This is a genomic window from Rhodobacter sp. CZR27, assembly GCF_002407205.1.
Classification (GTDB): domain Bacteria; phylum Pseudomonadota; class Alphaproteobacteria; order Rhodobacterales; family Rhodobacteraceae; genus Cereibacter_A.
Genome location: NZ_CP023548.1, coordinates 2,568,874 through 2,581,012, shown reverse-complemented (window position 1 = coordinate 2,581,012; position 12,139 = coordinate 2,568,874). Strand labels below are relative to the sequence as shown.

The 12,139-nt window shown below is 68.2% G+C and carries 12 protein-coding genes; 7 read left to right on the top strand and 5 right to left on the bottom strand.

Annotated elements, in window-relative coordinates:
* Positions 1–14 precede the first annotated feature (14 nt).
* The 5 genes from purS to CK951_RS12545 all read left to right on the top strand — a co-directional run bounded on the left by purS (position 15) and on the right by CK951_RS12545 (position 7,242).
* Complete coding sequence (gene purS, locus CK951_RS12565; RefSeq protein WP_096786472.1) at positions 15–254, top strand: phosphoribosylformylglycinamidine synthase subunit PurS; 240 nt, start codon at positions 15–17, stop codon at positions 252–254.
* Between the two features lie 106 nt (positions 255–360).
* Entirely contained in the window at positions 361–1,029 is a 669-nt protein-coding gene (purQ, locus tag CK951_RS12560) for a phosphoribosylformylglycinamidine synthase subunit PurQ (protein WP_096786471.1), read from the top strand.
* Positions 1,030–1,076: 47 nt separating this feature from the next.
* A complete protein-coding gene (locus CK951_RS12555) occupies positions 1,077–2,843 on the top strand; it encodes an ATP-binding protein (protein ID WP_096786470.1) in 1,767 nt (588 codons plus the stop codon).
* A 7-nt stretch (positions 2,844–2,850) separates the two neighbouring features.
* Positions 2,851–4,179: a sigma-54 dependent transcriptional regulator gene (locus CK951_RS12550; protein ID WP_096786469.1), complete on the top strand. Its 1,329-nt coding sequence runs from the start codon at positions 2,851–2,853 to the stop codon at positions 4,177–4,179.
* A 489-nt stretch (positions 4,180–4,668) separates the two neighbouring features.
* Positions 4,669–7,242 carry a ribonuclease E/G gene (locus CK951_RS12545; protein ID WP_157764554.1) on the top strand — a complete coding sequence of 858 codons (2,574 nt, stop codon included), beginning with the start codon at positions 4,669–4,671 and terminating at the stop codon, positions 7,240–7,242.
* A 28-nt stretch (positions 7,243–7,270) separates the two neighbouring features.
* Here CK951_RS12545 and CK951_RS12540 read toward each other — a convergent pair whose 3' ends face one another.
* Positions 7,271–7,501: a sulfurtransferase TusA family protein gene (locus tag CK951_RS12540; RefSeq protein ID WP_096787255.1), complete on the bottom strand. Its 231-nt coding sequence runs from the start codon at positions 7,499–7,501 to the stop codon at positions 7,271–7,273.
* A gap of 153 nt (positions 7,502–7,654) precedes the next feature.
* Between CK951_RS12540 and CK951_RS12535 the strand changes: the two genes are divergently transcribed.
* A complete protein-coding gene (locus CK951_RS12535; protein WP_096786468.1) occupies positions 7,655–8,401 on the top strand; it encodes a cytochrome c biogenesis CcdA family protein in 747 nt (248 codons plus the stop codon).
* Positions 8,402–8,428: 27 nt separating this feature from the next.
* Positions 8,429–9,652 carry a hypothetical protein gene (locus tag CK951_RS12530; protein ID WP_232520620.1) on the top strand — a complete coding sequence of 408 codons (1,224 nt, stop codon included), beginning with the start codon at positions 8,429–8,431 and terminating at the stop codon, positions 9,650–9,652.
* Positions 9,653–9,669: 17 nt separating this feature from the next.
* Here CK951_RS12530 and CK951_RS12525 read toward each other — a convergent pair whose 3' ends face one another.
* From CK951_RS12525 to CK951_RS12510, 4 genes are all read right to left on the bottom strand, one after another.
* Positions 9,670–9,894, bottom strand: coding sequence for a ribbon-helix-helix domain-containing protein (locus CK951_RS12525; RefSeq protein WP_096786466.1), 225 nt, complete (start codon positions 9,892–9,894; stop codon positions 9,670–9,672).
* Entirely contained in the window at positions 9,891–10,091 is a 201-nt protein-coding gene (locus CK951_RS12520) for a DUF4169 family protein (protein ID WP_096786465.1), read from the bottom strand. The genes CK951_RS12525 and CK951_RS12520 overlap by 4 nt, the downstream gene beginning before the upstream one ends.
* Positions 10,091–11,485: a class II fumarate hydratase gene (gene fumC, locus CK951_RS12515; protein ID WP_096787254.1), complete on the bottom strand. Its 1,395-nt coding sequence runs from the start codon at positions 11,483–11,485 to the stop codon at positions 10,091–10,093. Before fumC ends, CK951_RS12520 begins: the two co-directional genes overlap by 1 nt.
* A 143-nt stretch (positions 11,486–11,628) precedes the next feature.
* Entirely contained in the window at positions 11,629–12,090 is a 462-nt protein-coding gene (locus CK951_RS12510; protein ID WP_096786464.1) for an SspB family protein, read from the bottom strand.
* Between the last annotated feature and the right edge of the window lie 49 nt (positions 12,091–12,139).

The following is a 12,139-nucleotide window of genomic DNA, read 5'->3' as shown; positions in this document are numbered from 1 at the left end:
AAGGCCCTGCCGCGATGAAAGCCCGCGTCCATGTCATGCTGAAGGATGGCGTCCTCGATCCGCAGGGCGAGGCGGTGAAGCACGCGCTCGGCACGCTCGGCTTCTCGGGCGTCGCCGGCGTCCGTCAGGGCAAGGTGATCGACCTCGACCTGACCGCGACCGACGCCACCGCCGCCGAGGCCGAGGTTCGCGCCATGTGCGAGAAGCTGCTCGCCAACACCGTGATCGAGAAATACACGGTCGAGATCGTCTGACGGCGGCGGCCGCTGAAGAAGTGAAGGCCCGGGGCTGGCAGCGCCGGGCCGCCTGCGTTATCAGGGGTGGAACCTCCCCCCGCCAGCCCCAGCCGGAGTGCCGCCGATGAAAGCCGCCGTCATCACCTTTCCCGGGTCGAACTGCGACCGCGACCTTGCCGTGGCCTTCGAGGCGGCGGGCGCAGAGGTGGTCCGCGTCTGGCACAAGGACACCGACCTGCCCGCGGGCGTCGATGTCGTGGGCGTTCCGGGCGGCTTCTCCTTCGGCGACTACCTGCGCTGCGGGGCGATCGCCGCGCGCTCGCCCATCGCCGGCGCGATGATCCGCCATGCCGAGCGGGGCGGCTTCGTCCTCGGCATCTGCAACGGCTTTCAGGTCCTGACCGAGACCGGCCTGCTGCCGGGCGCGCTGATGCGCAACGCGGGCCTCAAGTTCATCTGCCGGTCGGTCGAGCTGAAGGTCGCGACCGCCGACAGCGCCTTCACCGAGGGCTGGGCCGCGGGCGACGTGGTGCGCTTCCCGATCGCCCACCATGACGGCAATTACACCGCCGACGCCGAGACGCTGGCGCGGCTCAGGGGCGAGGACCGGGTGGCCTTCACCTATGTCGAGAATCCCAACGGCTCGATGCAGGACATCGCGGGCGTGCTCTCGGCCAACCGCCGCGTGCTGGGCCTGATGCCCCACCCCGAGCGGGCGGCGGACGAGGCGCAGGGCGGCACCGACGGGATGGGACTGTTCCGCTCGCTGCTGGGCAGGATGGCGCTTGCCTGATCGCGCACGGCTTGTTGCCCTGACCGCCGTTCAGTAACGTCGCGCCCATGCAGGACGCGGCCTTCCAGACCGAGGAAACCGAGCCCCCGCCGCCGGGACACGGCTGGCGGGTGCGGCTTGCCGTCGTGCTGCTGGTGATCCTTGCGGTGGTCGTCGTTCTGGTGACCAACCGCTGGATGAGCGAGCGGTTCACCGACACCACCCGCACCCGCGCCGAACTGCGCCTCGCGCTCTACTCCGGCAACATGCTGACCGAGTTGCAGCGCACATCGGTCGTGCCGTTGCTGCTCGCGCGCGATCCCGCGCTGATCGGGGCGTTGGGGTCGGGGGACTATTCGGCAACTTCCCAGCGGCTGATCTCGTTCCAGACCGAGATCGGCGCGGCCTCGATCATGCTGCTCGACAAGGACGGCCGCACGGTCGGCGCGACCAACCGCAACCTGATCGGCACCAGCCACCGCGCCGCGCCCTATTTCGTCGATGCGCAGCGCAATCGCGACACGGTCTTCACCGCGGCCAAGCGCGAGGAAGGGATCTTCGATTTCACCTATTCCCGGGCGGTGCTGTCCGACAACCGGCTCGTGGGCGTGATCGTGGTCGCCGTCGACCTGATGAAATACGAGCGCGCATGGGCCGGGCTGCAGGATGCCGTCATGGTGACCGACAGCACGGGCACCGTGATCCTGGCGACCGAGCCGCGTTGGCGCGGCCTGACCATCGACGAGGCGCTGGCGGTGCGCGACGCGCCCTCGGCGATCCGGCGCGCGATCCAGGCCACGGCCGACTGGGCGCAGCAGCCGCCCGACGCCTACCTGCGCGGCGAGGCCGTGATGAAGACCGACGCCCGCGTGCCGTTCCGCGGTTGGCGGATCGTGACCTTCACCGCCTACGATTCGGTGCGCGAGCGGGTAAACGGCATCCTCGCGCTGGAAATCATGGGCTTCGCGATCCTGCTTGCGCTGACCTTCTACCTGCTCTCGCGGCGGGCCTGGTCGCAGAGCATGTCGCTTCAGCGCGAGTCGGCGGAACTTCGCCTGCTCAACGCGCGTTTGCAGCGCGAGATCGCCGAGCGGGAGAAGGTGCAGAAGGATCTGGCCGTGGCCGAGCTGACACTCGCGCAGTCGTCGAAGCTCGCCGCGCTAGGCGAGATGTCGGCGGCCGTGAGCCACGAGCTGAACCAGCCGCTCGCCGCGATGAAGACCTATCTGGCCGGCGCGAAGCTCTTGCTGCAGCGGCGGCGGACCGAAGAGGCGCTCGCCTCGTTCCAGCGCATCGATGACCTGATCGAGCGGATGGGCGCGATCACCCGGCAGTTGAAATCCTATGCCCGGAAGGGCGGCGAGGCCTTCGAGCCGGTGGACATGCGGCTCTGCGTCTCCTCTGCGCTGACCATGATGGAGCCGCAGCTGAAGATCCGCGTGGTGCGCATCACCCGCGCCCTGCCGCGCCAGCCGGTGATGGTGATGGCCGACCGGCTGCGGCTGGAGCAGGTCATCATCAACCTCCTGCGCAACGCGCTGGACGCCACGAAGACCGTCGCCTCGCCGCAGATCGACATCATGCTGGCGGCCGGCGAGACGGCGACGCTGACGGTGCGCGACAACGGCCACGGGATCGAGGACCTCGACAACCTGTTCGAGCCTTTCTACACCACCAAGAAGCCGGGCGAGGGCGTGGGCCTCGGGCTCGCGATCTCGTCCGGCATCGTGACCGACCTCGGGGGTCGTCTTACCGCGCGGAATGCGGAAGGCGGCGGTGCTGTTTTCGAGGTTCAGCTGCCCATATTGGGGGCAGATGTTAAGGCAGCCGAGTGAGGAATACATGGCTCGTGCAATGAAGGTGGCCATCGTCGACGACGAGGCCGACATGCGGCAGTCGATCAGCCAGTGGCTCGCGCTCTCGGGGTTCGATACCGAAACCTATGCGAGCGCCGAGGAGGCGCTGAAGGGCCTGAGCGCGGATTTCCCCGGCGTTGTCGTCAGCGACATCAAGATGCCCGGCATGGACGGCATGACCTTTCTGAAGAAGCTGATGAGCATGGATTCCGGCCTGCCGGTGATCCTGATCACCGGCCACGGCGACGTGCCGATGGCGGTCGAGGCGATGCGGGTCGGCGCCTTCGACTTCCTTGAAAAGCCATTCAACCCCGACCGGATGACCGAGCTTGCCAAGCGCGCGACCCAGTTGCGCCGGCTCACGCTCGACAACCGCGCGCTGCGCCGCGAGCTTTCCGATGGCACCGTGCTGATGAAGAAGCTGATCGGCTCCTCGCCGGTGATGGAGCGCCTGCGCGAGGACATCCTTGATCTGGGCCAGGCCGACAGCCACGTCCTGATCGACGGCGAGACCGGAACCGGAAAGACGCTGGTCGCCCATGCGCTGCATGCCGTGGGCGCGCGGGCCGGGCGCAAGTTCGTCACCATCTCCTGCGCCGCCTGGTCCGAGGACCAGCTGTCCGCCAAGCTCTTCGGCCCGACCGAGGACGGCTCGCTGCCGCTGGTCGAGGAAGCCCGCGGTGGCACGCTCTGCCTCGAGGACATCGAGTCGCTCAGCCATCCGCTCCAGTCGCGCCTGCTGACGGTGATCAACGAGCAGGGGACGCCGCCCGAAACCCGGATCATCGCGATCTGCAACGAGCATGCGCCGGACACGACGCTGGAAAACGTGCTGCGCTCGGACCTCTATTACCGGCTCGGCGCCATGACCATCGTGCTGCCGCCGCTCCGGACCCGGGGCGAGGACATCCTGACCCTCTTTACCCGCATGTCCGAGCAGTTCGCCGAGGAATACGGCTGCGAGGCGCCGCAGGTCACGGCGCAGGAGGCGGCGCAACTCCTTCAGGCTCCGTGGCCCGGCAACGTCCGCCAGCTGGTCAATATCGCGGAGCGCGCGGTGCTGCAGAACCGGCGCGGCTCCGGCTCCATCGCCTCGCTGCTGATGGCGGATAACGAAGCCTCGGGGCCGGCTCTGACCACCGAAGGCAAGCCGCTCAAGGATTATGTCGAGGCGTTCGAGCGCATGCTGATCGACAACACCATGCGGCGCCACCGCGGCTCGATCGTCGCCGTGATGGAGGAGCTTTGCCTGCCCCGGCGCACGCTCAACGAGAAGATGGCGAAATACGGGCTCAGCCGGGCCGATTACGTCTGAACCGCTCAGCCCACCCCGACCGGGATCGGCGGCTGCTGCCGCCTCCGCCGCGGGTCTCTCGACCTGCGGTTGTGCGGGGCTGTCGGAAAATAAGCCATTGTGTTTTGCCCGTCCCTGCCGCTAATGTCGCACCTACGCGGGTCCTGACCTTTCCGGCAGGATCCCGCGCGCCAGTTTTACTGCAGTGCGCGCTTTCCGGGCCACGGGACCGGGGCGCTGCGTCGCGCAGACAGTCGGGCCTCCGGGCCCACCAGTTCGCCCGCCAAGTCCCTGACGGAACGGGCCATTGCAATCAGGACGCCCCGGCGTCCCGGGATATAGAACCGCGATGAGCCGCGCCACAAGCTTGCCAGACTGTGCGAGGAGCCCCTTCGGCGCCGCGCGCTCTGGTCGCCGGCGCAGCCACGCCCGAACAAGCCACCACGCACAATGGGATTTCGCCGGGGCTTGCCCCGGCCCAAGCCCGTTGTCCGGGTGCCATGGAACCAAATGGCCAAGAAAATGCTCATCGACGCCACCCACCCGGAGGAGACCCGGGTCGTGGTGGTGGACGGAAACAAGGTCGAGGAATTCGATTTTGAAACCGTCAACAAGCGGCAGCTCGCCGGCAACATCTATCTCGCCAAGGTAACGCGGGTCGAACCCTCGCTGCAGGCGGCCTTCGTCGATTACGGCGGTAACCGGCACGGCTTCCTCGCCTTCGCCGAGATCCATCCCGACTACTACCAGATCCCGGTCGCGGACCGTAAGGCGCTGCTCGAGGAAGAGCGCGCCTACAATCGCGCCGAGGAGGACGAGGAGCAGGGGCGCTCGCGCCGTCGGCCGCGTCCGGCCGCGGCCGAGATGGCCGGGGCCGACGCCGCGCAGAGCGGCGAGATGACCGGCATGGATCTCGTCGACCTGGGCGAGGAGACCGGCGCCGACGCGCTCTACGAGGTCGATGCCTCCGATTCGGCGCAGCCCGACATCGATGAGGCGGAGAAGCCCTACAAGGCCGTGGATCACGCCGCCGACACCGACGACGAGATCGAGTCGGTGGCCGACGAGGACGTGGCCGAGGAGATCCCTCCGCCGCGCAAACCGCGCTCGCGTCGCTACAAGATCCAGGAAGTCATCAAGGTGCGCCAGATCATGCTGGTGCAGGTGGTCAAGGAAGAGCGGGGCAACAAGGGTGCCGCGCTCACGACCTATCTCTCGCTTGCCGGCCGCTATTGCGTGCTGATGCCGAACACGGCGCGCGGCGGCGGGATCAGCCGCAAGATCACCCAGGCGGCCGACCGCAAGAAGCTGAAGGAAATCGCCTCGGAACTCGAGGTGCCGGAAGGCGCGGGCCTGATCATCCGCACGGCAGGCGCCAAGCGCACCAAGCAGGAGATCCGGCGCGACTACGAATACCTCCTGCGGCTGTGGGAGCAGATCCGCGAACTGACGCTGAAATCGATCGCCCCTGCGCCGATCTACGAGGAAGGCGACCTGATCAAGCGCACGATCCGCGACCTCTTCAACCGCGAGATCGAGGAAGTGCTTGTCGAGGGCGAGACGGGCTACCGCACCGCCAAGGATTTCATGCGGATGATCATGCCGGCCCACGCCCGGCAGGTGATCCGCTATGACGAGCCGATGCCGCTTTTCGCGCGCTATCAGGTGGAAAGCTATCTCTCGGGCATGTTCAACCCGGTGGTGCAGCTGAAGTCGGGCGGCTACATCGTCATCGGCGTGACCGAGGCGCTGGTCGCCATCGACGTGAACTCCGGCCGGGCAACCAAGGAAGGCTCGATCGAGGACACGGCGCTCAAGACCAACCTCGAGGCCGCCGAAGAGGTGGCGCGCCAGTTGCGCCTGCGTGACCTTGCCGGCCTGATCGTCATCGACTTCATCGACATGGAAGAGCGGAAGAACAACGCCGCCGTCGAGAAGCGCCTGAAGGACAAGCTGAAGACCGACCGCGCGCGGATCCAGGTCGGCCGCATCTCGGGCTTCGGCCTTCTGGAGATGAGCCGCCAGCGCCTGCGCCCGGGGATGCTCGAATCGACGACGCAGCCCTGTGCCCATTGCCACGGAACGGGTCTCATCCGCTCGGACGACAGCCTTGCCTTGCAGGTGCTGCGCCAGCTGGAAGAGGAAGGCACGCGGAAGCGGTCGAAGGAGGTGCTGCTGCGCGCCCCGATCGCGGTCGTGAACTTCCTGATGAACCAGAAGCGCGAGCACATCGCGATGATCGAGGCCCGCTATGGCATGGCGGTGCGGGTCGAGGCCGACCCGACGCTGTCGAGCCCGGACTATGTGATCGAGAAGTTCAAGACCGCCACCCGCGTGGTGCCCGAGACGGTCAAGGTGATCTCGGGCAGCGCCGAGCTGATGGGCGCGCCGGTGGACGAGCCCGAGGATGACTGGGTCGAGGAGGAAGAGGTCGAGGTCGCCGAGGAAGCCGAGGCGACGGCCGAGACCGCCGAGGCGCCGCCGTCCGAGGGCCAGCCGAAGAAGAAGCGCCGTCGCCGTCGGCGTCGTCGCAACGGTGCAGCCCCCGCCGCCGGGCAGGGCGAGGCCGATGCGGTCGAAAGCGACGAGTCGGACGAAGGCGAGGAAGAGGACGAGGAAGGCGCCGACGAGGCCGAGGCCGCCGTGGCCGCGCTGCCGGCGGTGGAGCCCGAGCCCGCACCGGAACCCGAGCCCGAACCGCAGCCCGAGGTCGCGGAGGAGCCCGCTCCGAAGAAGCGCACCCGCACGCGCAAGCCTAAGGTGACCGCGGAAGCGGCCCCCGCCGAGGAGTCCGAGGCGCCGAAGAAGCCTGCCCGCAGCCGCAGCCGCCGCAAGGCCGAGCCCGTCGAGGAGGCCGCTCCGGCCCCTGTCGAGGAGCAGCCGGTGGACGTGGTGGAAGCCGCGGCGGAGATCGCCGAGGCCGCACCGGCAGCCGCGCCGGCCCCTGCACCGGAAGCTGCCCCGGCTCCTGCACCGGAAGCTGCGCCGGCTCCTGCACCCGAAGCAGAGCCGGCTGCCGAGGCCGAGCCCGCCGGGGACGACACGAAGCCGCGCCGCCGTGGCTGGTGGTCGATCGGTCGCTGATGCATCGGGGCGCCTTCGGGCGCCCCTTTCATTTGCCGCGCCGGATCAGCCAGACGCTCTCGTTGCCCTGCCGCTCGCAGGACAGGATCTCGTGACCGGCGCCAGAGCAGAAGTGGGGCAGGTCGATCACCGCCATCGGGTCGGTGGCCGTGACGCGCAGGACGCTGTCGGGCGCCATCGCCAGCAGGCGCTTGCGGGCGCGCAGGACGGGCAGGGGGCAGATCAGCCCGGCACAGTCGAGATCCTCGTCGAAATGCATCGCGGCCCCAGCCCTGGCGAGTCCTTGCGCGGGATCAACGTGCCTGCCCGCGTGCCGGGCGATACGCGCAGGGGCGGTCCACGTCAATGTGAGAGGCGGCCCAGTGACGGGGACGCGGCGACCGGCTAGGACAGCAGCAAAGAGAGGGCGAAGATGTTCGGGATGGATCTGATCGACGCGGGGCTTCTGCCGGCCATGCTGATCGCGCTGGTGGCGGGCGTCCTGTCGTTCCTCAGCCCCTGCGTCCTGCCGATCGTGCCGCCCTACCTTGCCTACATGGGCGGGATCTCGATGAAGGACCTGAACGCGGGCGCCTCGCGCGGGCCGATCCTTGCCGCGCTGTTCTTCGTGATGGGCCTCTCCACGGTCTTCCTGTTCCTCGGCTTCACCGCCTCGGCCTTCGGAGCGTTCTTCCTGTCGAATGCCGACACCTTCGCCACCGTGGCCGGCCTGATCGTCATGGCCTTCGGCGCGCATTTCATCGGGATCTACCGCATCGGCTTCCTCGACCGCGAGATGAGGATGGATGCGGGCGACCGGGGCGGGTCGGCCTTCGGCGCCTACGTGCTGGGCCTTGCCTTCGCCTTCGGCTGGACGCCCTGCATCGGCCCGCAGCTGGGCGCGATCCTCACGCTTGCGGCCTCCGAGGCCAGCATCGCCCGCGGCACCACGCTGCTTGCCGTCTATGCCGCCGGCCTCGGCATCCCCTTCCTGCTGGTGGCCGCCTTCTTCTCCCGGCTCTCGGGCCTGATGGGCTGGATGAGGCGCCACATGGAGCGGATCGAGCGCATCATGGGCCTCCTGCTCTGGACCATCGGGCTGCTGATGCTGACGGGCGGCTTCTCCAGCTTCTCCTACTGGCTGCTCGAGACCTTCCCGGCGCTGGCCCGGCTGGGATAGGCTGCCTCGTGCCCGTAACGAGGACGGATGATGGACCTGCTGGCGGAACCGAAGCTGAAGCGCCCCTTCCGGCGGCGGGTCTTTTACGTTCCCGGCTATGATCCCTTCCACCCGCGCCGCTACCGCGAGCTTTACCGCCGGCACGGCGCCGCGCAGGCCGAGATCTCGGGCTATGCGCTGACCTTGAAGCCGCGCACCACGCCCGGCCCCTTCGGCTGGCACGTCTCGGCAGGGATGGAGGGCGGCTTTGCCGAGACCGACATCGCGGTGCTGGCCTGGTCCGACATCGTGCGCGACTCGACGGGGCGGGGCATTCTCTCCACCTACCTGCACCTGCTGCGCACGGTCTGGATCTACTTCGCGACCGGGGCGGCGTTCCGGCTGGTGCGGCTGCGGACGGGGCCGGTCCTTGCCGCTCTCTATCCGGTTCTGGTGCTGCTGGTGCAGTTCGGTCTTGCCGTGGCGCTTGGACTGCACCTGTCCGGCATCGTGGGCGGGCTGGTCTGGCCGCCGCTCGGCTGGCTGGCCGGCGGGGCGCTGGCGGTGGCGCTGCTGCGCTGGTTCCGCCGCCGCGACGCGGTCTTCCTCGCCCATGACCTCATGCACGACTTCGGCCATTCCGCGCAATCCTGGGGTGCCACCCCGCCCCGGTTGCAGGAGCGGATGGCCCGCTTCCGCGCCGCGATCTCCGAGGCGATGCGGGACGAGGCCGACGAGATCCTGGTGATCGGCCATTCCACGGGCGCCCGTCTGGCGGTGTCGATCATGGCCGACGTGATCCGCGGTGGGCTGCCGGCGAAGCGGCCTGCATTGGCGCTGCTGACGCTGGGCCAGGTGGTGCCGATGGTCTCCTTCCTGCCGCGGGCCGAGCGGCTGCGCGCCGACCTGAACTATCTCGCGGCACGGGACGAACTCACCTGGGTCGATGTCACCGCGCCCGGCGACGCCTGCTGCTTCGCGCTCTGCGATCCCGTCTCGGTCTCGGGCGTGGCGCCCGAGGACAAGCGCTGGCCGCTGGTGATCTCGGCGGCCTTCAGCCGGACGCTCTCGCCCGAGCGCTGGCGGGCGTTGCGCTGGCGCTTCTTCCGGCTGCACTTCCAGTATCTCTGCGCCTTCGACCGGCCGGAGGATTACGACTATTTCCGCATCACGGCCGGGCCGCTGACGCTGGCCGAGCGCTTTCGCGGCCGCGCGCCGTCGCGCAGCCGCATCGACCGCGCGGCCTCAGGCTATGTGTCGATGAGTGCGTGATCCCGCGGCGGCGGTCTTCAGCGCGCCAAGTTGCGGTAGTGGTGCAGCACGAACAATCTCATGGCGGTGGCAAGGCCCACCTCGGGGTCGCGGCTCTCGTCCACCTCCGCCGCCAGCGCGTTGACGGCAAGACCGCGGCTTTCGGCGATCTCGCGGAAGGCGCGCCAGAAGTCAGCCTCGAGCGAGACGCTGGTCCGGTGGCCGCGGAGCGTCAGCGAGTGCTTTTCGGGCCGCCCGCTCATTCCGCCTCGCCGTCCGGGCCGGGCGTCTCGCGCCGGTGGGCGTCGAGATCGGCGCGGGCCTTCTCGGCCCGGGCCTGTTCCAGATCGCGCTCGGCCTTCGTGCGGCCGTGCTTCGCGGCATTCTCGTCGCCCTTCCGGCGGCGGGCGTCACGCTCCGCCGCCTTGCGCCTTGCGCGAAGGTTGACGATCTCGGCCATCAGCCCTTGGGGCCGATCATGTCTTCGGGCCGCACGATGCGGTCGAAGGTTTCAGCATCGACATAGCCGAGCGCCACGGCTTCCTCGCGCAGCGTCGTGCCGTTCCTGTGCGCGGTCTTGGCGACCTTGGTCGCCGCGTCGTAGCCGATGGTGGGCGCCAGCGCCGTCACCAGCATCAGGCTTTCCTTCATCAGCTTGTCGATCCGCGCGACGTTCGCCTGCGTGCCGACCACCATGTTGTCGGTGAAGCTGCCCGCCGCATCGCCCAGAAGCTGCATCGACTGCAGCACGTTGTAGGACATCATCGGGTTGTAGACGTTCAGCTCGAAATGGCCCTGCGAGCCCGCGAAACCGATGGCCGCATCGTTGCCCATGACATGGGCGCAGACCATCGTCAGCGCCTCGGCCTGCGTCGGGTTCACCTTGCCCGGCATGATCGAAGAGCCCGGCTCGTTCTCGGGCAGGATCAGCTCGCCCAGACCCGAGCGGGGGCCGGAGCCCAGAAGCCGCATGTCGTTGGCGATCTTGAACAGCGAGGCCGCCACCGTCTTCAGCGCGCCCGAGAACATGACCATCGCGTCATGCGCGGCCAGCGCCTCGAACTTGTTCGGGGCGGTCACGAAGGGCAGGCCGGTGATCTCCGCGATCTTGCCGGCGACACGTGTGTCCCAGCCCACGCGGGTGTTGAGGCCGGTGCCGACTGCCGTGCCGCCCTGCGCCAGTTCGTAGATGTCGGGCAGGCAGGCCTTCACACGGGCGATGCCCTTTTCCACCTGCTTGGCGTAGCCCGAGAACTCCTGCCCCAGCGTGAGGGGCGTGGCGTCCTGCGTGTGGGTGCGGCCGATCTTGATGATGTCCTTGAACTCTTCCGACTTCGCCAGCAGCGCCGCGTGCAGCTTCTCCAGCCCCGGCAGCAGCACGTCCCGCGCCATCATGCCGATGGCCACGTGCATCGCGGTGGGGAAGGTGTCGTTCGACGACTGACCCATGTTCACGTGGTCGTTCGGGTGGACGGGCTTCTTCGAGCCCATGACGCCGCCCAGCATCTCGATGGCGCGGTTCGAGATCACCTCGTTCGCGTTCATGTTGGACTGCGTGCCCGAGCCGGTCTGCCAGACCACCAGCGGGAAGTTGTCGTCGAACCGGCCCTCGATGACCTCGGTCGCCGCCGCCGCGATGGCCTCGCCAAGTTCCTTCGAAATGTCGCCCTGTTCGATGTTGACCAGTGCGCAGGCCTTCTTGATCACGCCGAGCGCGCGGATGATGGCGACGGGCTGCTTCTCCCAGCCGATGGGGAAGTTCTGGATCGAGCGCTGCGTCTGCGCCCCCCAATACTTGTCGGCGGGAACCTCCAGCGGGCCAAAGCTGTCGGTTTCGGTGCGGGTTGCGGTCATGGCGGCAAGCTCCAATGCTCTGTTCGCCTGCCTCTTAGGAAAGGACGCACGGAAAATCAATCGGCATGCCGTCGCATACCGAAATGCGCGCCCTCATCTGCTTGGCGAAGGCCGCAGATCCGGTCAGGCGTGTCGAGACCGACCTACTTGCGGAACTTGTCGAGGCTCACGACCTGCGCGTCGTGGCGCGGAGGCTCGTCGTCGCCGTCCGGGTCCTCTTCGCCCTCGGACTCGTCTTCCTCGTCCTCGTCGTCATGCGTCTCGAAGCGCAGGCCGAATTCGACCGAGGGGTCGACGAAGGTGCGCACGGCATCGAAGGGGATCACCAGCGGCTCGGGCTGGTTGCCGAAGTTCAGCGTGACCGAGAAGCCGTGGTCGTCGACGTTGAGGTTCTCGAACCAGTGCTGCAGCACCACCGTCATTTCCTGCGGATAGCGTGCCCTGAGCCAGTCGGCCATCTCCACCTCGGGGTGGGTGGTGTCGAAGGTGATGAAGAAGTGATGCGCCCCCGGCAGCCCGTGCTCGGACACGTCCTCGAGCACGCTCTGGATCAGGCTCCGCATCGCGCGGTGCATGAGGTTGCCGTAATCGATGGAACGCGCCATGCCGGATCCTCTGTGGCTTCGGGGTCAGCATAGGGGATTTGGACTGGAA